Here is a 20,892-nt window from a genome sequence, read left to right as displayed (position 1 = left end):
ATATGGAAAAATTAATTATTGACAATAAAACACTCGTTAGAACAATTAGAAGACTAAGCTATGAAATCATTGAAAAAAATAAAGATATAGAAGATGTTTGCCTAATAGGAATCAAGAATAAAGGAGTAATCCTTTCAAAATTGATTCAGGAAAACATAAAAAACATAGAAGGTATTCATCTTCAAACAGGATCAATAGATATAACACCCTATAGAGATGATGTTGTATCAAACGTTTCTAAAGAAATCAATAAAGAAACAGTTCCTTTCAAAGTAAAGGACAAAGTTGTAATTCTAATTGATGATGTCTTCTTCACAGGACGAACAGTAAGAGCCGCTATGGATGCAATGATAGACCTTGGAAGACCAAAACGAATCGAATTACTTGTTCTTGTAGACAGAGGACACCGTGAATTACCAATTCGTGCAAACTATATCGGTAAAAATATACCAACATCAATTGAGGAATCAATAAAAGTACAACTCACTGATCTTTCAGAAGAAGATAAAGTAGTAATCATAAAATAATGATATTAAAAAACGGATTACTCCTCCAAGGAGAAGAATTAATACAAAAAGACATTGAAATAACCGATGGAATTATAACAAGAATAGATTCCAATATATCTTCAAAAAATCAAGAAGTGATTGACTTAGAACGCAAATTTGTATCTCCTGGTTTTATTGATATGCATGTACACCTAAGAGAACCAGGATATGAAAACAAAGAAACAATATACACAGGAACAAAAGCGGCAGCTAAAGGGGGATACACATTAGTATGTGCAATGCCCAATACTAATCCAGTCCCAGACAGTATAGACAATGTAAATAAAATACTATCATTAATAGAAAAGAATTCAGTTATCAAAGTCTTACCTTATGCAGCAATATCTCGAGGTATCAAACATGGTAGTGAACTAGTAGATATGGAATTGCTAAAGGATAAGGTGTGTGGTTTTACAAATGATGGCTTTGGAATTCAATCCACAAAACAAATGTATAACACAATGAATAACGCATATAAATATGAAACATTAATCGCTGCCCATTGTGAAGACGAAGAACTTCTAAACGGTGGGTACGTTCACAAAGGAAAAACAGCTCAAGAAAAAGGATGGATAGGAATGACAAGCTTAACTGAATCCATCCAAATAGCTAGAGACAGTCTAATCGCAGAAGAAACAAACAGTAGATATCATGTATGCCATATATCGACAAAAGAAGGCGTAAGAATAGTAAGAGATGCAAAAAAAAGAGGAGTTAACATCTCTTGCGAAGTCACACCTCATCATTTACTTCTAACAGAATCAGATGTTACAAACACAAACTATAAAATGAATCCTCCAGTCAGAGGATTGGATGATAAATATGCTCTAATCAGTGGCCTTTTAGATGGAACAATTGATTGCATAGCCACAGATCATGCACCACATACAAAACAAGAGAAAGATAAAGACTTCACAGAAGCTCCCTTTGGAGTAGTTGGACTAGAAACTGCTTTTCCACTAATTTACACACACTTTGTAAAAACAAACATGGCAAGACTTAGTGATATTGTTAAGTGGTTCAGTTTAAATCCAGCAAGAAGACTTAATCTAGGATACTCAAAATTGGTAGAAGGTCGTGTTGCAGATATAACAGTAATAGACTTAAACAAGAAGAAAACAATAGATAAAAACGATTTCTATTCAAAAGGTAAAAACACACCGTTTAACGGTATGGAAGCATACGGTTGGCCAGTTCTTACCATTTGCAATGGAAAAATAGTGTATAAGGATGGTGAACAATATGAATAACATGTACGTCGTATTATCAAATGAACTTATCGCTTACAAAACATATAAAATGGTCTTACATGGAGATACGTCATCTATAAAAGCTCCAGGGCAGTTCATTAACATTAAAATAGATCATCCAAACACATTTTTAAGAAGACCAATCAGCATTACAGATTACGATGAAACCACAATTTCTATCATATACAAAGTATTTGGTGAAGGAACAGAAATCCTATCAAAAACTAAAAGATTTACAACATTAGATATCCTATCACCATTAGGAAACGGTTTTACAATAAAAGAATCAAAAAAAGCACTATTGATCGGTGGTGGAGTTGGTGTTCCACCTCTATATAGAGTTGCAAAAGAACTAGAACAAAAAAACATTGAATTCGATGTAGTACTAGGATTCAACAACAAATACGATGTGTTTCTTGAAGGAATGTTTCGCGCTCTTGGTGCAAACGTATATGTAGCAACGATGGATGGTACATATGGGTATAAAGGAAATGTTCTAGATATCATAAAATCAAAGAATCTATACTTTGATTACTATTATGCATGTGGACCTGAAAAAATGCTCCATGCAATCGTCAAAGAAGACTACGTTGGACAACTTAGTTTTGAAGAAAGAATGGGATGTGGATTTGGAGCATGCATGGGTTGCTCTCATAAAACAATCACATCGTATAAAAGAATATGCAAGGAAGGACCTGTCCTAGAAAGCAGTGAAGTTCTATTATGAATATAAGTATTACACTTCCAGGTATGAAACTAGATAATCCAATCATTCCAGCATCTGGCTGCTTTGGATTTGGATATGAGTTTGCAGATTACTATGATATTAATATACTTGGTAGTTTCTCATTTAAAGGAACCACATTAGAAGAACGATTTGGTAATAAAACTCCTCGAATCGCAGAAAGCACAAGTGGAATGTTAAACGCAATTGGTTTACAAAATCCAGGAGTAGATAATGTACTAAAAATCGAATTAGAAAAACTCAAGAAAGTTTACAACAAATTAGTGATAGCAAACATTGGAGGATCCACGGAAGAAGATTATATCGAAGCCGTAAAACGAATCTCAAAATCTGACATAGTTGGAGCAATTGAACTAAACATAAGTTGCCCAAATGTCAAAGAAGGTGGAATTGGATTTGGCACAAACAAAGATACAGCTGCTAGATTGACAAAGGATGTCAAACAGGCAACGCATCTACCGGTCTATGTGAAACTATCACCAAACGTAACAAACATTGTAGAGATTGCACAGGCAGTTGAAAAAGCAGGAGCAGATGCTATTAGTATGATCAACACGTTAGTAGGAATGAGGATCAATCTAAAAACAGGTAAACCAATCCTAGCAAATACATACGGAGGATTTAGTGGTCCAGCCATAAAACCAGTAGCGTTAAAAATGGTTCACGAAGTATATAAAAATGTATCAATTCCAATTATTGGAATAGGTGGAGTAACAAATGCCTACGATGTCATTGAAATGATGTATGCAGGAGCAACAGCTGTGCAAATTGGGACAGCGAACCTAATAGATCCTTACGCTTCAAAAAAAATCATTGAGGATTTACCAAAAGTAATGAAGGAATTAGGAATAAAAGATTTAAATAATATAATAGGGAGATCACATAAATGAGAGATGTAATAATCGCATGCGATTTTAAAGACAGAGAAGAACTTTATTCTTTTCTAGAACAACTAGAAAACCATAGACCATACTTAAAAATCGGGATGGAATTATTCTATTCAGAAGGACCAAGTTTGATAAAAGAATTAAAGCAAAAAGGGTTCAAATTGTTCTTAGATTTAAAACTTCACGATATACCAACAACAGTTGAAAAAGCTATGTCAGTTATTGGGAAATTAAATGTTGATATCGTTAATCTACATGCTGCAGGTGGAATCAAAATGATGAAGGCAGCACTACGTGGTTTGAGAAAAACAAATACAGATACTTTACTCATTGCTGTAACACAACTAACATCAACTACTGATGATGCACTCAAAACGGAATTGTTGATTGACCAGTCAATGGAAGAAACAATTAAGCATTATGCAATAAACACAAGAAGTGCAGGATTAGACGGAGTAGTTTGTAGTCCCTTAGAAGCCCCTATCATGAATCAATTAGGGTTGATTAGTGTGACTCCAGGAATAAGATTTAAATCTAATTCCACAGATGACCAAGTAAGAGTGACAACACCTTTACTTGCCAAAGAATTAGGATCGACTTTCATTGTTGTTGGACGTTCAATAACAAAAGCTCCAAACGTACTAGAAGCATATGAACAATGCATAAAGGAGTTTGTATAAAATGGAAAGAATCATCGCAAAAGAATTACTAAGAATCAACGCAGTATTCTTAAAACCAAACGATCCATTTACATGGGCATCAGGAATCAAATCACCAATATATTGCGATAACAGACTAACGTTATCATATCCAAAAGTAAGAAAAATAATCGAATTGGGATTATCAAACATAATTAGAAACAAATTCCCAACGTGTGAATACATCATGGGAACTGCGACAGCAGGAATTGCTCACGCAGCGTATGTATCAGATATTCTAAATCTACCAATGGGGTATGTAAGAAGCTCAACCAAATCTCATGGAAGAACCAATCAAATAGAAGGACTAATCCAAAAAGGGAAAAATGTCGTTGTAATCGAAGACTTAATTAGTACTGGTGGAAGTTCAGTTAGAGTAGTAGAAACATTAAGAGAAGCTGGATTTAATGTGCTTGGTATTGTTGCAATATTCACCTATAACCTAAAAAAAGGATTTGAAGTATTCAACAATCACAATGTTGAACATTATTCTTTAAGTAATTATGACGAACTTCTAGAAGCTGCAATGGAAGAGAACTATATAGAAGAATCTGATTTAGCCAAATTAAAGCAATGGAAATCCGATCCAAGTGACGAAACTTGGATCAATAAGTGATTTTAAATAAGGATACAATTCATCTGTTTTTATAAATAACCTACAAAAACGCTTTAGTTAATGCTATAATACATATAGTGAAAAAAATAGGGGGAATAAAGATGAAAAGATTTATGTTATTAGTTGCTTCATTATTATTTGTTTTTACACTGTCAGCATGTACAAACACTAAGCTAGAATGTACAGATGGTATTGACACTATTCGTATCGAATTTGATGATGAAGAAATCACAGGAGTATACGATAGTGAAGAGGGAGATTATAACGACGAAGACGTTACATTATTCGGTATGGGATTAGCTATATTGTATGATGGAGACACTCCAGAAGAAATGTTAGAAGAGTTTGCTCAAGAATTAGAAGATGCAGATGACACTATAACTTGTAAGTTTAAATAAATAAAACACCAATTGGTGTTTTTTTTATTGTATAATGTATATGAACCTAAGGAGTGAGACTATGGGAGTAATATTATTAGTAATCGCAATATTAGTATTAATCAATGGATTTTTTGCTGCATCTGAAATGGCACTTGTTTCATTAACATCTAGTGATCTACATAAAATTGAGACAGAAGGTCATAAAAATAGTAAAGTTTTAAGGAAAGTAACCAAAGATTCAACGAAGTATCTATCTACAATACAAGTAGCTATTACATTTTCAGGGTTTCTATCAAGTGCATTCGCTGGTTCAGAAATTGCGGGTCCATTAAGAGAATCTTTATTGAATATTAATATTGATATTCCTTTTAATGTAATCGTTATAATTATTACAATTCTCTTATCATTCTTTACATTAGTATTTGGGGAACTGGTTCCAAAAAGAATCGCAATGAATAGAACAAAAAAACTAGCTTTATTCACCGCTCCAATTATAAATATTGTAATGAATATATTCAGACCATTTGTTTGGCTGTTAACTAAAACGACAAACGGTGTTGTAAGACTCCTAGGATTTAAGTCGAATAAAGACAATGACGCTGTTACAGAGCAAGAAATCAAGGAATTAATCGTATATGGGCACGTAAAAGGATTGTACCAACTAGAAGAACGTAACATGTTGGAACGTATCTTTACTTTAGATGACATTACTGCTTCCATGATTATGACGACTAAAAAGAACGTCGTCGGACTAGATATCTCAAAAGTCACAGAAGATAGTTATCACCAAATCATTCATTCAAGATATTCAAGAATACCAATATATGATACAGAAATAGATAACATTGTTGGAGTAATCCATATAAAAGATATATTACTTCAACTAGATACGATGACACTGTTCCAAGTAGACCTAAGATCATTGCTTAGAACTCCGATGTTTATCAGTGGAGAAGAAAACCTAAACACTTTACTAAAAACAATGAAAGATTCCAATAATCATTTGGCATTTATTAAAAACGAGAATGATGTATTAGAAGGAATCGTTACCTTAGAAGATATCGTCGAAGAAATCACGGGTTCCATTTATGATGAACACGACATACTTGAAAAAGATATGGGTTCTGAGTTCACTTATATCGTCACAGGTGATATGACAATCAAAGAATTCAACGAACGTTTAGGAAAGAACGTATTTCACACAAACCCAAAACAAACAATGAATGAATACATTCAAACTGAATGTAACGAACTTCCAGAACTAAAAAAACCGATTGAATTATTAGACAAAAACATAGTAATTGAGGTTCTCTCAATTGAAGAAAACAAAATAAAAAAAGCTCGCATAATCATGAAAGACTAAATAATTAAAAGTCCAAAAGGACTTTTTTTATTTGATTACCAAGAAGTACTCATCTTTTGATATTCTGTGTTATACTTTTTATGTAAAGAAAACAACAATCCAAGGAGGAACTCATGGGTAAAAAATATATTGAAGAAAACTTAGAGAAACTAAGAAAACAAAGAGACGAAAACGTACTAGGTGGATACAGAGATTTGGTTGTAAAGACATATACGTTTGTAGAAAAGAAAATTGCCAAATCAGGGCAAGGATTTTGTAATCCTAAAAACGCTGATATAAGCAACGCAGTATTTGGAAACAGAAGAGAAGATGACAAAATCAGAGGATTTATGAAAGATTTAAAGAAATCTGGATATATCTCTATTGATGATGTAGGAGAAAACAGAAAAGTAAGAATTATTAAAGAACTAGACTTCTAAAAATAGATAAAAGAAAAGAGTAGATTTTATGTTACTTGTTAGTCAAATAAAAGTAAGTATTAATGATGATAATTCAGATCTTACAAATATCATTTCAAAACGTCTTAGAGCGAGTAAAGAAGTAATCCTAGATTACACAATTCAAAGACGTTCTATCGATGCAAGAAGAAAAGATGATATTTCGTTTGTATATTCATTACTTGTTAAAGTAAAGGGAGAAAAAACGATACTATCTAAAAATATTCCGAATGTTGCAAAACACATATTCAAACACGATAAATTAGATTTAAACGAATTCAAATACAATCAAGATAAAAAAATAGCGATTATCGGTTTTGGTCCTGCTGGAATGTTTAGTGCGTTATCCTTCGCAAAATCTGGTGTAAATGTAACTGTGTTTGAACGTGGGGAAGAAGTAGATAAAAGAATACAAACCATCGAACGTTTCAACTCAAACAGAGTATTAAACACTGAATCAAATATTCAATTTGGTGAAGGTGGAGCTGGTACTTTTTCTGATGGAAAATTAACAAATAGAAAAAAAGATCCTATGGGTAAATGGTTATTCAATGAACTGGTAGATGCTGGAGCACCAAAAGAGATTCTATACGTTCACAACCCCCATATAGGTACAGATAAACTTATCACAGTTGTAAAGAACATTAGAAATCAGATTCTGGAGTTAGGATCTCAAGTGTTGTTTAATTCAAAAGTGACTAATATTACCCCATTTAAAGATGGAATACATCTTGATGTAAACGGAGAAACTAAATATTTTGATCATGTGATCCTAGCAATCGGACACAGTTCAAGAGATACAATCGAAATGCTATTTAAAAACGATTGTGAAATCACATCTAAGCCATTCGCAGTAGGATTTAGAGTAGAACATAAACAATCGATGATCAACAAAGCACAGTTTGGTCCATCTCATGACAATCTAGCACTAGGTGCAGCAGAATATAAACTGACTCATCAAACAGAAAACAATAAAGGTATCTACACATTTTGCATGTGTCCGGGTGGTTGGGTAGTCCCTTCTGCTTCAGAAGAAGGTATGGTTGTAACAAACGGTATGAGCGAATACAACCGTGATAGAATAAATGCCAACAGTGCAGTACTAATCACAGTAGATAAAGATGACTTTAAAAGCGAGCACCCTCTGGCAGGAATAGAATTCCAAAGAGATTTAGAGCGCAAAGCATATTCATTAGGTGGTAGTAATTACAATGCCCCAATCCAAAAACTAGAAGACTTCATAAACAACGTAGAAACAACATCTCTTGGTGAGGTATTACCAAGTTATACAATAGGTGTAAACTATGCAAACTTAAGATCAATGTTCTCAGAAGAAATAAATGAAGCATTTATCGAAGCATTTTCTAAGTTTGGAAACAAACTTAAAGGGTTCAATAATAAAGATGCTTTACTAACAGGTGTTGAATCAAGATCATCAAGTCCTGTTAGAATCACAAGAGACAAAGAAACCTTACAAAGCTTGAACTTTAACAACATGTATCCAACAGGAGAAGGTGCTGGATACGCAGGTGGAATTGTATCTGCTGCTATTGATGGTATAAAAGTAGCACACAAAATATTAGAGAAAATCAGATTATAAGAAGGTACTAATATGGATTTAGAATTTTTAAAAACTAGAGCTGCACAATTTGCATATGAACTGAGAAAGAACTATCCCACAGGAGAGTCTCCAGTTACATATTACATAACAAAGAATGAAGTTGTTGTAATCTCAACAAAGAAACTATACATATTCTTTGTAGGTTCCTTCATTGATTATAAAAACGAATTACTATCAAATGTAGAGTTTAGAAACATTGATCTAAATTCACACACATGCTCTGTTACCTTAGAGAACAAAGATTTTGATCTTACATTTGATGAAAAAATAGAACTAGACATGTTACTGATGTATCATAATAAATACAAAAAATAGCACATACGAAGGGTGATTACATGATAAAACTAAACGAAAATCAATATACAAGTATATTAAGACATTTAGATAAATATACTCACTCAATACCCATCATTTACTCGATGATAGAAGGGCAGTTTAATCCTTCTATATTTGTAGATGATATTGAACACGCTAAGTGGGGAATCATCTTTACCCCATTTGATTTTCATTACATGTTTGGAGATCCATCATCTGTCAATCAAACAGTGTTAGAAAATCTAATCAAAGATTATGTTGTTATCAACAATAGACCTGAATGCATGATTTTTAGACCAAACGACCTGTTTGATCCTATTCTTGCAAACATCTTCACAAAGTTTAAGGGTGTAAAAGGAAACCGTGTCTCTTTTGAATTTAACCAGGAAAACTTCGACTGTTTAACAGGTGAAGTTGATGTAAAAGACATTCGATTAATATACAGAATTCCTGAATTTGGTAGAATAGAAAACCCCGTCGCAAGAATTGAACAAGACAGCAAAAGAATCGCTTATGCAAATGCACTTATGATTGGAGCAAACGAAGCAGAGATTGACGTTAGAACTTTGGAAGATCACAGAAGAAAAGGATACTCTTACAAATGTTCTATAAAACTTATAAGAGAATTGATAGTCAAAGGACTAAAACCAAATTGGACTTGTTGGCAAAAGAAAGAATCGTCAAAAGCACTCGCTAAGAAACTCGGATTTGAAAACATGACAGAAATACCAGCATTTATCTGGGTTGATCAATTTGGACCAATTAATTAGGAGGTGTTGTTATGAAGTATGAATGGAGAAAAAAAGACAAAGAAATTTATATCCCAAAAACAAAACCAATAATCACAAATGTACCAGAGATGAACTACATAACCATCAAAGGTGAAGGTAGTCCAGGATCTGATTTATTCAAAGATTGTGTCCAAGCACTTTATGCGATTTCATATGGTGTTAAAATGACATTAAAAGGAAACACAGAATTAAAAGATTACACAGATTACACTGTATTTCCTCTTGAAGGTATTTGGGATTTGAATGAAGAAGGTAGAACGTTATATCAAACTGGAAAACCAATTACAGAGTTAAAAGATAATATGGTATTCACTATGATGATTAGACAACCATCATTTGTTCCAAAAGAGTATATTGAAACAATTCAAGAATCAGTCTATAAGAAGAAGAAACTTGAAAAAGTGAAAGATGTACAATTTGAAAAAATTACTGAAGGATTAGTTTGTCAGATGATTCACATAGGGAGTTATAACGATGAACCACAGTCTTTTAAATTAATGGAGAACTACTGCAACGAAAATGGATATACAAGGATTTCTAAAACACACAAAGAGATTTATCTAAGTAATCCAAGTTCAGTTGAAGAAAGTAAACTAAAGACTACAATAAGGTTTAAAATAGAAAAAAAGACCGTTTAAGGTCTTTTTATTTTATTTTTAATCTTACTATATATAATTGTAGTCTGTTCTAGTAATAAAGATAACATACCAGATAAAAGTATAGCGTTCTTTTCAATTGAATCAACAAACAAAGAACTAGAATACTTTGTACCAATAATATCTGTTAAATTATATAAGAACAATGCTAACAGAATTGTTATACCAAATATGATATATGTTTTCCTATTAAAATGGGGTTTTAATAAATTGAAACCATTGGATATTATTATAAATGAAATTGATAGAAAAAATCCACTAACAACAGGCTTAGGAATCATAATAAACAAACTACCAAATGGAGGGAAAAACGATAATAGAATCAACAATGCTGAAGCTATAACAATTCCCCATTTATCAGATTCTTTTGTAGATATAATTATTCCTACATTTTGAGTGTAAGTTGTTTTTGGAAAACCGGATACAATACTAGATAGAAAACTACTCGTACCATCTGCTAGTAACGCACCTTGATACTCAGAATCTTCGGGATCTCTATTATAAACTCCTGTTGTCAAAGCTGTTGTGTCTGCTATTGTTTCTAAACCAGATACAATAAACAAAATAGTGAACAGGATGATTCCTTCAATTGGAAATGATAATCCATATTTTAAAGGAGATGGGATCATAAGAACAGAAGTAGAACTATACTGTGTAATGTCTATCATTCCAAATAATCCTGATATAATAATTCCAAATAGGATACTAACTATAAATGCATACACTTTTAGTTTTGATGTTGATTTCAATAGGATAATATAAGTAACCGCTACTACAAGAAGAGTAACAATCAAAACACTAAATAAACTGAAATCAGTTTGTTCAATCGTTGCAATATTATACCGAAGTGCAAGCATAAACAAGGATACTCCAATCGACATAATTACAATACCATTCACTAATGGAGTGATAATTTTTCTAATATGTTTCATACTGAACGCAAGAACGATTTCAATCAAAGATGCAATTAGTATACTACCAAACACACCACTCAAACCATACTTCTGTCCAATAATCACAATGGCAGATATGAAAATAACGCTTGTTCCCATCATTAAAGGTAATCTTGAACCAATTTTCCATACTGGGTAAACTTGAAGTAAACTTGCCAATCCAGCGGTTAATAATGACATTTGAATTAAGAAAACTATTGTGTCTGAACTTAGTGGTATTAAATCACCAATGATCAATATGATTGCGATATTACTGAAAAGCATTGCGACAATGTGCTGGAATCCTAGGAAAACAGAACGAAAGTTAAATAGTGAACTATTCAAGTTTTTCACTAAGCACAATCTTATCAATATGTTTTATGAACGAGTTAACTAATTTCTTATCAAACTGTGTTCCAGCACAGCGTTTTAATTCCTCGATTGCATCAGGAATACTAAATTTATCCCTATATAATCTATCAGACGTCATAGCATCAAACGCATCAGCAATACAAATTATTCTAGATGATAGAGGTATATTATCACCTTGTATATTTAAAGGATACCCAGTCCCATCCCATTTTTCATGGTGATGGAGAACAATATTTGAAACACTTCTCATTTCAGATGTGCTATAAAGTATTCGATATCCGATTTCTGGATGTGAACGTATAATATCCATTTCCGCTTCCGTCAATTTTCCTTCTTTTTGAATGATATCTGTTGGGATAATTATCTTACCGATATCATGTAATATTCCTGCTGTTTTTATTTCTGTGATTTGAGCACGGTTCAATTTCAACACTTGTGCAAATCTTTCAGCATATTCAGAAACATTTTTTGAATGATTTGAAGAGTAAATATCTTTTTCATATAAAGTATTCATAATACCATCAAGTGCAGAACTTCTCATTGAAGGTATATTCATGATTTTTTCTCGGTACATTTTATCTTCTGCATCATTGATAACAGTATAGATATCCTCAGTTACTTTTTCTTTAATTGTATATCCAAATGCGATAGACAATTGAATACTATTTATGTATATTTTAGATGCTTCTTCAACAACTTCATTTAATAGCTTTTCGATTTCCTCTGCGGAAGTATTCTTGATCGTAAATGCGAATTCATCTCCACCGATTCTGAAGATATCACCTTTGCCTTTCAATACTTTTTTAAACACATTGGTTGCTTCTTCTAAAAGTAAATCGCCTTTCTCATGTCCGAACGCATCATTGATTAGTTTTAAACCATTTATATCTGCCATAACAACACCGTATGGAAGATTTAATTCTTCATTGCTGTCAAGAATGCAATCTTCAAAATGCCTTCTGTTATATAGCTTAGTTAAATAATCTGTAATTACGATTTCTTGTAGCTTTCGCTCTTTGTCTAATAAGTCAGTAATGTCTAAAGCGACACTCAGTGCCATTTCCTCACCATTTTCTAAATCACCAATATATCTGGAATGGAAAGACCATGCTCGCTCGGTTAAATCACTTTTTCGAACATTTACTAAGTTATGTACAGTTTCATCTTTATTAAGATAAAGACGTTCAATGACTTCAATTACAGCTGCTTTTCTGTCACCGTATGCCAATTCAACCCACTCATCTATAGTAGTAAGTTGTTCTCGTTTATACCCAGTAACGTCTAATAAAGTTTGACTTACGCTGATTATTTCTTTGTTGTTTTTATGAAGGAATGCAGGTGTTGGGATGTTTTTAACAATCAACCTCATGAAATCTTCTCTAGTTGATAATTGCTTCTTATATAAAGAATTATAGAATACTAGAATTCCAAATAGAAGACTATTTCCAACAATTGCCATTAAAAGTATATTGAATGCATCTTGTTTGTACTCCAGAAAGTTTGAAGGAACAAAACTCAATGCAGCAAATATTGAACGGTAAATATGAATTCCTAGATAACTTATCAAAATCAAGAAAAACAAGCTATCAGTGACTTTATTCTCGATACTATTTTTGATTCCTGTAACAATAATATTTATGAACACAACCGATATTGTTAATCCATATATAATAACTCTTACTTGAACATTAGGAGAAATATATGTGAACACAATAAACGAAGCTACAAAAAATGATAATATTAGTACAGAAAATACTTTCTTGGAGTCTATTCTTGAAAGCAATGTTATTGATTGTAGAAGCATTAGTGGTGCAAGAACAAGTAATGTATTCGCGATAATTACACTAACGAATTGTGGTATATCTGCTCTAAAGAAAATACCCATTTGCCCCAATGCATTGAAAAGGAAGAAGAAACCAAAGAATAATAAAGGACCTTTAATTTCAGAATATTTTCTCAATAAATACATTGTTATAACAAATGAGTATAGATATAGTATACTTCCAATTAGTAATGAATTTTGAATAGTAATAATCATAGTATGCCTTCTTTCAATAGTAAGTTACTACCCGTCTTCCTTTTTATATTGTAACATAAATACAGTGTAAAATAAATAGAGAGAATGATTTCAAACAATTAAATCGTGAAATCAAAGGTAAGATATTGATTTCTATTTCTAGTATGTTATAATACGAGTAAATCAATGAAAAAGATTAGTATGTATTCACTTTATTTCAAGAGAGTTCGTGGTGGTGTAAACGAATATTAAAGCATACAGAAGCTACTTTGGAGAGATGTAAAACCATCCGCTTATCAGCGTTATAGATTCGAGTGCCTAGATTTCTAGGAACTAAGGTGGTACCACGGAAATTATTTCGTCCTTATCTTTTGATAAGGGCGATTTTTATTTATAGAGGAGGTTTAGTATGATCAAATACATAGTTGACACAGATAAAAAATATAAAGATGATATCCTATTTCATTTACGAGCTCATAACAAATCTCATACAGGTGAAAAAGCAACAGAAACTAAACATATTTATATTCATCAAAAAGACGAGTTAATCGGCGCAGTAACAATAAACCTTAGCTGGGACTGGGCAGGATTTGCCTATATATACTATAAGGATATAGATATATTAAAAGAATTGGTTTCTCGAGCCATCAAATCATTTGAAAAAGTATCTGTAGGAATCAAAACATACACTCGAGATGATTCAATAATTAATGATTTGTGTAACGTTGGATTCAAACGAGTAGGGTCATTATATGATGCAGTTTATTTAGATTTGGTAGATTACAGTATCATTAGTGAACAAGAATATACGGTAATAGAGTCAAATGAAGAGAATGAAACATTTCATCCAAGATATAAGCAATTTATCGAAGCATTCAAAAAAGAAAATGATGTACCTAGTGTTATCGAAGAGTACTCAATCGTAGCACTTGATAATGATGTATTCGCAGGTGGAGTAACTTTGGAACTATATAAAGACACGATGTATGTGGATTTATTAGTTGTTAGTAAAGACTATAGAGGACAAAGAATTGGTTCAGAATTAATGAGGCTTGCTGAGAATGATGCAAAGAACCATAATCTGAAATCAATTGATTTAGGTACAACTGAATTTCAAGCAAGAGAGTTTTACGAGAAACTCGGATATAAAGTAGAATTCACAAGACAAGATTTTCCAAAAGGATATGAATGCCATACATTAAACAAAGCACTTAAGAGGAGTGAGTAAATATGAAAAAACTAAGTACAAACGATATAAGAAAAATGTGGTTAGATTTCTTTGAAGACAAAGGACATAACGTTGAAGAAAGTGCAAGCCTAATTCCAAACAATGATCCAACTTTATTATGGATCAACGCTGGAGTTGCTCCATTAAAAAAATATTTTGATGGTTCAGTAATTCCTAAAAATCCAAGAATAGTTAACACACAAAAATGTTTACGTACTAACGATATCGACAACGTAGGGAAAACAGCTAGACATCAAACGTTTTTCGAGATGTTAGGGAACTTCAGTATTGGAGATTATTTCAGAGACGAAGTAATTCCTTGGGCATTTGAGTTACTAACAAGCCCAAAATATTTTGGAATTGACAAGGATATTTTATACTTCACAATTTATCCAACTGATGAGGAAACCTTAAATGCATGGGTAAAAGTAGGTGTAAATCCTAAACATATAATCAGAACAAACTATAACTTCTGGGAAATAGGGGAAGGTCCATGTGGACCTTGTACAGAAATCTTCTATGACAGAGGAGAACAATATGGTGATTTGGGATTAGAAGTAATCAAAAATGACATTGAGAATGAACGATATATAGAAATATGGAATATTGTATTTAGTCAGTTCAACAGTAAACCAGGTCTAGATAGATTAGAATATCCAGAGTTACCAAACAAAAACATCGATACCGGGATGGGATTAGAACGCGTAGCTTGTGTTCTACAAGGAGTAGAAACAAATTATGAAACTGATACATTTGAAACAATAATAAATCAAATTGTATCGATGACAAATATCCCATATGAAGGTCAAATGTCATATAAAGTCATAAGTGATCATGTTCGTACAGTTGTATTCAGTGTTAGTGATGGTGCTGTATTAAGTAATGAAGGACGTGGATATGTATTAAGACGTCTACTAAGAAGAGCGATTAAACATGGTAAATCTTTGGGACTAGAAAAACCATTTCTGTACAAATTAGTAGATAGTGTGATTGAAGCAATGGGAGATCATTATACATATCTAAAAGAACATAAAGAACTGGTTCAAAAAGTCATCAAACTAGAAGAAGAAAAATTCTTCGAGACATTAGACAAAGGTGAAAAAATCTTAGAAGAGATGATCAAAGATAACAACAATAAGAAGTTAAATGGAGAACAAGCATTTACTCTATATGATACATATGGATTCCCTCTTGAATTAACAGTAGAAATCTGTGAAGGATATAATGTAACTGTCGATCAAGAAGGATTCAAATCAGAAATGAACAAGCAAAAAGAACGTGCAAGAGGAGCTCGTAAAGGGTTTGCCTCAATGAAAACACAAAACGAAGCATTCATTAACTTTAAAGGGGAAGATGAGTTCGTTGGATACGACACACTTACTATAGAAACAAAAGTACTTAAATCATTCCCAGAAGGTGTAGTTTTAAAACAAACACCATTCTACGCTGAAAGCGGAGGACAAGTTGCCGATAAAGGTGTTATCACCACCGGTAATAAGGAATATACTGTAGAAGATGTGCAAAAACTACCAAACGGGCAATTCTTACATCAACTTACATCTCATGATTTAATAGATGGTGATCTAGTTACTGCCAAAGTAGATAAAATTAACAGAGAAGCAACAATGTATAATCATAGTGCAACTCATTTACTGTTTGCAGCATTACGTGAAGTTGTAGGAAGTCATGTATCACAGCAAGGTAGTAATGTATCAAGCGAAGCACTACGTTTTGACTTCAATAATTTTGATAGTTTAAATGACAATACATTATTGAAGATAGAAGATCTTGTTAATAAGAAAATCCAAGAAAACATCATAGTTGATGTAAAAGAAAGAACAATTGATGAAGCAAAAGAAATGGGTGCTATCGCAGAATTCGGTGAGAAATACGGTGACAAAGTTCGTGTTGTAAATATGGATTACACTGTTGATTTATGCGGTGGAACACATGTACCAAATACTGGTGTAATCAAACAGTTTTGCATTGCATCAATAGAAAACAAAGGTTCAGGAATCTACAGACTTGTTGGACATGCAAATGAATCTGTATCAAACATAAGAAACCAGTTCATTGGATTAAACAAAGAAATGGATAAGCTTGATCTTAAAGTAAGTAACTTATTAGAAGATGCTTCACAAAATGATATAAACCTAGAATTTAATTTTGAAAGAAACGAAGAAATCATAGGGAGTTACCAAGATGTAATCAATAAAAGAATTGAGTTTAACAAACTTGGAGACTTAGCAAGAGACCTTGACAAAAAATATAAAGAACTTTTAAAAGAACAAGTGTTCAAAAATGTAGATTCGTTAATTGAAAAGGCAGTTGATAACAAATTAGTAATACGTTTAGAAGACATTGATAAAAATAGTTTAAGACCTCTTGTAGATAGATTAAGTGATCATCTACCTGGTGGTATAGTATTTGTCGCAAATGTTAATGGAGATAAAGTTACATTTATCTGTAAATCAAACAACAAAGAATACCACGCAGGTAATATAGCAAAAGCAGCCGCAATCATTGCTGGTGGTAATGGTGGAGGTCGTCCTGATATGGCTCAAGCTGGAGGTAAAGATGTTTCCAAAGTTGAAGAAGCATTAGAGAAAGTTCGAGAATTATTATCATGAAAAAACTTGGTTTAGACTTAGGAAATAGAACACTTGGGATCGCTGTGTCAGATGAACTTATGTTTTTGGCAAGAGGACTAGAAACATTCCGTTTTGAAGATTCAGAATTTGATATACCATTAAACTATACAAAAGACCTAATAAAGAAGTATAATATAGATGTAGTAGTATTAGGACATCCCAAAAACATGGATGGTTCTGCTGGTGGGCAAGCAAAAATAAGCGAAGAATTCAAACAAAACCTCGAAGCACAATCAGACGTAAAAGTAGTATTATGGGATGAAAGATTAACAAGTAAAATGGCAACAAGCATGATGGTTGCCCAAAATCTAAAAAAGAAAAACAGAAAAAAAGATATTGATAAGATGGCAGCTACAATCATCTTACAAGGATATCTTGACAGTCTATAGGAGGATATTATGGATACTGAAACAATGACAATTATCGATGAATCTGGGAGCGAAGTATTATACGAAATAGTTCTTACATTCAAATCAGATGAAACAAACAAATCTTATGTAGTTTACAAATTACCAGGTGATGAAAACGACGAAGTGTTTGCATCAAGTTTCAACGAAGAAAACACTGAAGGTGGAGAATTATCACCAATCGAATCAGATACTGAATGGGATATGATCGAAGAAGTATTAAATACTTTCTTAGATGAAGAGGAAGCTTAAATTTGAGCCATCCTTATTTAAAGCAAATAAACAATAAAGAAACTAACCAAACGTTAGTTTCTTTACGTATGTTTGCTGAAGATAACAAAGTTCCAATCATTACTGAAGTTGGATTAAACTTCTTAATTCAATTAATTAAACTTAGAAATGTGTCTACCATTTTAGAAATTGGGACAGCGATTGGATATAGTAGTATCGCCATGGCATTAAAAACAGATGTCACCATTACAACCATCGAACGTGATATAAAAATGTACGATATTGCAAAAAAAAATGTACTTAACTCCAATTTGGAAGACAGAATTGATATAATATATAAGGATGCTCTTGAAGTTGATGAAACTGTATTAAACAGTGTTGATTTGATTTTCATAGATGCAGCCAAAGCACAAAGTATTAAATTCTTTGAAAAGTATGAAAAACTACTTACTTCGAAAGGAATAATCGTCACAGATAATTTACTATTTCACAACCTAGTAGATCAAGAAGTGAAAGACAGGAATTTACGTCAGCTTCTAACAAAAATTGATCGATTCAATAAATGGGTTGTTGAGAAACAAGGATACGATACCTATATATACGAAATAGGTGACGGAATGAGTGTAAGCATTAAGAGGAGTGATTAGATGAAGATTGCAGTAACGCCTTTTAGTGTATCTAGTATTAAAAACCTTTCAAAAGCTGGAGCAGATATCTTTATTTTAGGTAATGAAAAATATGCCAATAGGCTAGTATATTCATTCTCTACAATGGAAATAACTGAAGCAAAAAATGTAACCACACTTCTAGGTAAAGAACTTTATATCAACGTAAATATAATAGTTCACAACAATGATCTAGAAGAAATGGAAACATTCCTGAATTTTGTTAAGGAGATTGGTGTTGATGGAATTATTTTTGGTGATTTAGGAGTCTATATGATTGCTAAAAGATTAGAAATAGAAACTAAATTAATCTATAATCCAGAAACATTAAACACAAATTACTACGATACACATTTTTGGAATAAAAAAGGAATCAAAGGACTTACAATATCAAAAGAGATAACTCTAGATGATATTAACGAAATATGTGATAAGAAACAGACTGAGATCTCAATTGTGGGTCACGGTCATTTAAATATGTTTCATAGTCGTCGACCATTAATCGAAAACTTCTTTAAATATACAAAAGAAGAATATAACAAGTTCATAAATAATAGAAACCTAAGAATTGTTGAAGAAATTAGAAATGAAGCATACCCTATTTTCCAAGATGTTCATGGTACACATATATTTAGAGAGAAAGCACTTGAAAGCTATCAAGAAATTGGAATCCTTAAAGATTGTGTTGATGTATTTATCATCGATGGAATATTTAAAGACACCAACTATTTAATAGAAACTGTCGGGAATTATCGTGCACTATTGCAAATGGAAGAATCTATTTCAAAAGCAAAAATATTCTCAAAATTATACGAAAGAGATCATGATTCAGGATTCTTATATAAGAAAACTGTTTATGATAAATTCTAATGAAGAAACCTGAATTATTAGCTCCCGCGGGAAGTCTAGAAAAACTAAAAATTGCCTTTATGTACGGTGCCGACGCTGTATTCATTGGTGGTAGAAAATTTAGTTTAAGAGCACGAGCTTCAAACTTTGATATACCTCAAATTAAAGAAGCATGTGACTTCGCACATAACTTAAATAAAAAAGTGTACGTAACAACAAATATTATTCCTCATAACGACAATGTAGAAGGACTTGTTGATTATTTACAAGAGTTGGAAGCAGTTGGAGTCGACGCTATCATTTGCGCAAGCCCTGTAATCATCGATACTGCAAAAGAACATACCAATTTAGAAATACATATTTCAACACAAATGTCTAACACAAACCATGAATCTGTAAACTTTTGGCATGAAGAAGGTGTTACTAGAGTGGTTCTTGCAAGAGAACTGAACAAACATGAGTTGTTAGAGCTAAGAAATAATACAGAGTGCCATATGGAAGTATTCATTCACGGTGGTATGTGCGTGTCTTATAGTGGAAGATGTACACTATCAAATACAATGACAGATAGAGACGCTAATCGTGGAGGATGTGCCCATAGTTGCAGATGGAATTATGACTTGTTTGATGGCGAAAGCAAATTGAATGATGAAGAACTACATTTTGCAATGAGTAGTAAAGATCTACAAACTGTTAAACACATCAGTGATCTTATTGATATTGGTGTAGACTCATTAAAAATTGAGGGTAGAATGAAATCGATTCATTACATAGCAACTGTTGTTAGCACATATAGAAGATTAATAGACAACATCTGTGATGATTATGAAGTAGATCTACCAAAATACTTACTTGAAATCAAAAAAGCTGAAAATAGATTAACAAGTCATGGATTTATGGAAGGTATGACAACAATCGATGAACAGCTATATAATATGAGAAATGAAAATCCTACTCAGGAGTTCATTGGTTTAGTTCATGATTATGATGAACATTCAAACATCGCAATCATCGAACAAAGAAATCACTTCATTCCTGGAGATGAAATTGAAGTTTTTAGTCCAAACTTTAGACCAATACATTTTAAAGTAGAAGACATAATGGATACAGACGGCAAATCACTTGATGCAGCTCGTCATCCAAAACAAATGCTTCAAATTTACATTCCATTCAAGGTATCTAAATACGATATGCTGAGAAAAGTGAAATAAATATTGAAATATACAGTTTATA

Annotated in this window: 22 protein-coding genes and 1 other annotated feature; of the genes, 20 read left to right on the top strand and 2 right to left on the bottom strand. The window is 32.4% G+C overall.

Annotated features, from left to right (window positions below; all coding sequences use genetic code 11):
* The first annotated feature begins 2 nt into the window (after positions 1-2).
* From pyrR to AC2LE6_RS00240, 13 genes are all read left to right on the top strand, one after another.
* Complete coding sequence (gene pyrR / locus AC2LE6_RS00300) at positions 3-527, top strand: bifunctional pyr operon transcriptional regulator/uracil phosphoribosyltransferase PyrR (protein WP_484477229.1); 525 nt, start codon at positions 3-5, stop codon at positions 525-527.
* On the top strand, positions 524-1,798 hold the full coding sequence (locus AC2LE6_RS00295; protein WP_484477241.1) for a dihydroorotase: 1,275 nt from the start codon (positions 524-526) through the stop codon (positions 1,796-1,798). Before pyrR ends, AC2LE6_RS00295 begins: the two co-directional genes overlap by 4 nt.
* Positions 1,791-2,525 (top strand): dihydroorotate dehydrogenase electron transfer subunit, encoded by a 735-nt coding sequence (locus AC2LE6_RS00290; RefSeq protein ID WP_484477228.1) that lies wholly within the window; start codon positions 1,791-1,793, stop codon positions 2,523-2,525. Before AC2LE6_RS00295 ends, AC2LE6_RS00290 begins: the two co-directional genes overlap by 8 nt.
* Positions 2,522-3,433 (top strand): dihydroorotate dehydrogenase, encoded by a 912-nt coding sequence (locus AC2LE6_RS00285; RefSeq protein WP_484477227.1) that lies wholly within the window; start codon positions 2,522-2,524, stop codon positions 3,431-3,433. The genes AC2LE6_RS00290 and AC2LE6_RS00285 overlap by 4 nt, the downstream gene beginning before the upstream one ends.
* Positions 3,430-4,110 (top strand): orotidine-5'-phosphate decarboxylase, encoded by a 681-nt coding sequence (gene pyrF / locus AC2LE6_RS00280; RefSeq protein ID WP_484477226.1) that lies wholly within the window; start codon positions 3,430-3,432, stop codon positions 4,108-4,110. Before AC2LE6_RS00285 ends, pyrF begins: the two co-directional genes overlap by 4 nt.
* 1 nt (position 4,111) lies before the next feature.
* Entirely contained in the window at positions 4,112-4,744 is a 633-nt protein-coding gene (pyrE, locus tag AC2LE6_RS00275) for an orotate phosphoribosyltransferase (RefSeq protein WP_484477225.1), read from the top strand.
* A gap of 101 nt (positions 4,745-4,845) precedes the next feature.
* On the top strand, positions 4,846-5,142 hold the full coding sequence (locus AC2LE6_RS00270; protein WP_484477224.1) for a hypothetical protein: 297 nt from the start codon (positions 4,846-4,848) through the stop codon (positions 5,140-5,142).
* 61 nt (positions 5,143-5,203) lie between these two features.
* Positions 5,204-6,487 (top strand): hemolysin family protein, encoded by a 1,284-nt coding sequence (locus tag AC2LE6_RS00265; RefSeq protein ID WP_484477223.1) that lies wholly within the window; start codon positions 5,204-5,206, stop codon positions 6,485-6,487.
* A 113-nt stretch (positions 6,488-6,600) separates the two neighbouring features.
* A complete protein-coding gene (locus AC2LE6_RS00260) occupies positions 6,601-6,906 on the top strand; it encodes a hypothetical protein (protein ID WP_484477222.1) in 306 nt (101 codons plus the stop codon).
* Positions 6,907-6,934: 28 nt separating this feature from the next.
* Positions 6,935-8,524, top strand: coding sequence for an NAD(P)/FAD-dependent oxidoreductase (locus AC2LE6_RS00255; protein WP_484477221.1), 1,590 nt, complete (start codon positions 6,935-6,937; stop codon positions 8,522-8,524).
* A gap of 12 nt (positions 8,525-8,536) precedes the next feature.
* Positions 8,537-8,860 (top strand): hypothetical protein, encoded by a 324-nt coding sequence (locus AC2LE6_RS00250; RefSeq protein ID WP_484477220.1) that lies wholly within the window; start codon positions 8,537-8,539, stop codon positions 8,858-8,860.
* A gap of 20 nt (positions 8,861-8,880) precedes the next feature.
* Positions 8,881-9,630 (top strand): GNAT family N-acetyltransferase, encoded by a 750-nt coding sequence (locus tag AC2LE6_RS00245; RefSeq protein WP_484477219.1) that lies wholly within the window; start codon positions 8,881-8,883, stop codon positions 9,628-9,630.
* An 11-nt stretch (positions 9,631-9,641) separates the two neighbouring features.
* The gene (locus tag AC2LE6_RS00240) at positions 9,642-10,289 is read left to right on the top strand and encodes a GyrI-like domain-containing protein (RefSeq protein ID WP_484477218.1); all 648 of its coding nucleotides are present in this window, start codon (positions 9,642-9,644) and stop codon (positions 10,287-10,289) included.
* Here AC2LE6_RS00240 and AC2LE6_RS00235 read toward each other — a convergent pair.
* Both AC2LE6_RS00235 and AC2LE6_RS00230 read right to left on the bottom strand, forming a co-directional pair.
* Positions 10,286-11,593, bottom strand: coding sequence for a uracil-xanthine permease family protein (locus tag AC2LE6_RS00235; RefSeq protein WP_484477217.1), 1,308 nt, complete (start codon positions 11,591-11,593; stop codon positions 10,286-10,288). The two genes, AC2LE6_RS00240 and AC2LE6_RS00235, sit on opposite strands and share 4 nt — an antisense overlap.
* Complete coding sequence (locus tag AC2LE6_RS00230; protein WP_484477216.1) at positions 11,577-13,649, bottom strand: bifunctional diguanylate cyclase/phosphohydrolase; 2,073 nt, start codon at positions 13,647-13,649, stop codon at positions 11,577-11,579. The genes AC2LE6_RS00235 and AC2LE6_RS00230 overlap by 17 nt, the downstream gene beginning before the upstream one ends.
* A 156-nt stretch (positions 13,650-13,805) precedes the next feature.
* Positions 13,806-13,997 (top strand) — a binding site (T-box leader).
* Between the two features lie 40 nt (positions 13,998-14,037).
* On the opposite strand from AC2LE6_RS00230, the gene AC2LE6_RS00225 reads away from it, so the two are divergent.
* From AC2LE6_RS00225 to AC2LE6_RS00195, 7 genes are read left to right on the top strand one after another with little or no spacing between them, the layout of a single operon-like run.
* On the top strand, positions 14,038-14,856 hold the full coding sequence (locus AC2LE6_RS00225) for a GNAT family N-acetyltransferase (RefSeq protein WP_484477215.1): 819 nt from the start codon (positions 14,038-14,040) through the stop codon (positions 14,854-14,856).
* Between the two features lie 2 nt (positions 14,857-14,858).
* On the top strand, positions 14,859-17,486 hold the full coding sequence (gene alaS / locus AC2LE6_RS00220; RefSeq protein ID WP_484477214.1) for an alanine--tRNA ligase: 2,628 nt from the start codon (positions 14,859-14,861) through the stop codon (positions 17,484-17,486).
* Positions 17,483-17,896, top strand: coding sequence for a Holliday junction resolvase RuvX (gene ruvX / locus AC2LE6_RS00215; protein ID WP_484477213.1), 414 nt, complete (start codon positions 17,483-17,485; stop codon positions 17,894-17,896). Before alaS ends, ruvX begins: the two co-directional genes overlap by 4 nt.
* A gap of 9 nt (positions 17,897-17,905) precedes the next feature.
* Positions 17,906-18,166 (top strand): DUF1292 domain-containing protein, encoded by a 261-nt coding sequence (locus AC2LE6_RS00210; protein ID WP_484477212.1) that lies wholly within the window; start codon positions 17,906-17,908, stop codon positions 18,164-18,166.
* A gap of 2 nt (positions 18,167-18,168) precedes the next feature.
* Positions 18,169-18,792, top strand: coding sequence for an O-methyltransferase (locus AC2LE6_RS00205; protein WP_484477211.1), 624 nt, complete (start codon positions 18,169-18,171; stop codon positions 18,790-18,792).
* A complete protein-coding gene (locus AC2LE6_RS00200) occupies positions 18,793-19,680 on the top strand; it encodes a peptidase U32 family protein (protein ID WP_484477210.1) in 888 nt (295 codons plus the stop codon).
* Entirely contained in the window at positions 19,680-20,870 is a 1,191-nt protein-coding gene (locus AC2LE6_RS00195) for a peptidase U32 family protein (protein ID WP_484477209.1), read from the top strand. Before AC2LE6_RS00200 ends, AC2LE6_RS00195 begins: the two co-directional genes overlap by 1 nt.
* Positions 20,871-20,892: the final 22 nt, after the last annotated feature.

It is taken from the genome of Candidatus Izemoplasma sp., assembly GCF_982632705.1.
The sequence above is the reverse complement of the archived record's forward strand: the minus strand, read 5'-3'. Positions and strand labels throughout refer to the sequence as shown.

Excerpts from the sequence above, each read along its gene's own strand:
- pyrR (WP_484477229.1), top strand. The coding sequence starts at position 3 with ATGGAAAAATTAATTATTGACAATAAAACACTCGTTAGAACAATTAGA.
- AC2LE6_RS00290 (WP_484477228.1), top strand. The coding sequence starts at position 1,791 with ATGAATAACATGTACGTCGTATTATCAAATGAACTTATCGCTTACAAA.
- AC2LE6_RS00285 (WP_484477227.1), top strand. The coding sequence starts at position 2,522 with ATGAATATAAGTATTACACTTCCAGGTATGAAACTAGATAATCCAATC.
- pyrF (WP_484477226.1), top strand. The coding sequence starts at position 3,430 with ATGAGAGATGTAATAATCGCATGCGATTTTAAAGACAGAGAAGAACTT.
- pyrE (WP_484477225.1), top strand. The coding sequence starts at position 4,112 with ATGGAAAGAATCATCGCAAAAGAATTACTAAGAATCAACGCAGTATTC.
- AC2LE6_RS00270 (WP_484477224.1), top strand. The coding sequence starts at position 4,846 with ATGAAAAGATTTATGTTATTAGTTGCTTCATTATTATTTGTTTTTACA.
- AC2LE6_RS00265 (WP_484477223.1), top strand. The coding sequence starts at position 5,204 with ATGGGAGTAATATTATTAGTAATCGCAATATTAGTATTAATCAATGGA.
- AC2LE6_RS00260 (WP_484477222.1), top strand. The coding sequence starts at position 6,601 with ATGGGTAAAAAATATATTGAAGAAAACTTAGAGAAACTAAGAAAACAA.
- AC2LE6_RS00255 (WP_484477221.1), top strand. The coding sequence starts at position 6,935 with ATGTTACTTGTTAGTCAAATAAAAGTAAGTATTAATGATGATAATTCA.
- AC2LE6_RS00250 (WP_484477220.1), top strand. The coding sequence starts at position 8,537 with ATGGATTTAGAATTTTTAAAAACTAGAGCTGCACAATTTGCATATGAA.
- AC2LE6_RS00245 (WP_484477219.1), top strand. The coding sequence starts at position 8,881 with ATGATAAAACTAAACGAAAATCAATATACAAGTATATTAAGACATTTA.
- AC2LE6_RS00240 (WP_484477218.1), top strand. The coding sequence starts at position 9,642 with ATGAAGTATGAATGGAGAAAAAAAGACAAAGAAATTTATATCCCAAAA.
- AC2LE6_RS00230 (WP_484477216.1), bottom strand. The coding sequence starts at position 13,649 with ATGATTATTACTATTCAAAATTCATTACTAATTGGAAGTATACTATAT.
- AC2LE6_RS00225 (WP_484477215.1), top strand. The coding sequence starts at position 14,038 with ATGATCAAATACATAGTTGACACAGATAAAAAATATAAAGATGATATC.
- alaS (WP_484477214.1), top strand. The coding sequence starts at position 14,859 with ATGAAAAAACTAAGTACAAACGATATAAGAAAAATGTGGTTAGATTTC.
- ruvX (WP_484477213.1), top strand. The coding sequence starts at position 17,483 with ATGAAAAAACTTGGTTTAGACTTAGGAAATAGAACACTTGGGATCGCT.
- AC2LE6_RS00210 (WP_484477212.1), top strand. The coding sequence starts at position 17,906 with ATGGATACTGAAACAATGACAATTATCGATGAATCTGGGAGCGAAGTA.
- AC2LE6_RS00200 (WP_484477210.1), top strand. The coding sequence starts at position 18,793 with ATGAAGATTGCAGTAACGCCTTTTAGTGTATCTAGTATTAAAAACCTT.
- AC2LE6_RS00195 (WP_484477209.1), top strand. The coding sequence starts at position 19,680 with ATGAAGAAACCTGAATTATTAGCTCCCGCGGGAAGTCTAGAAAAACTA.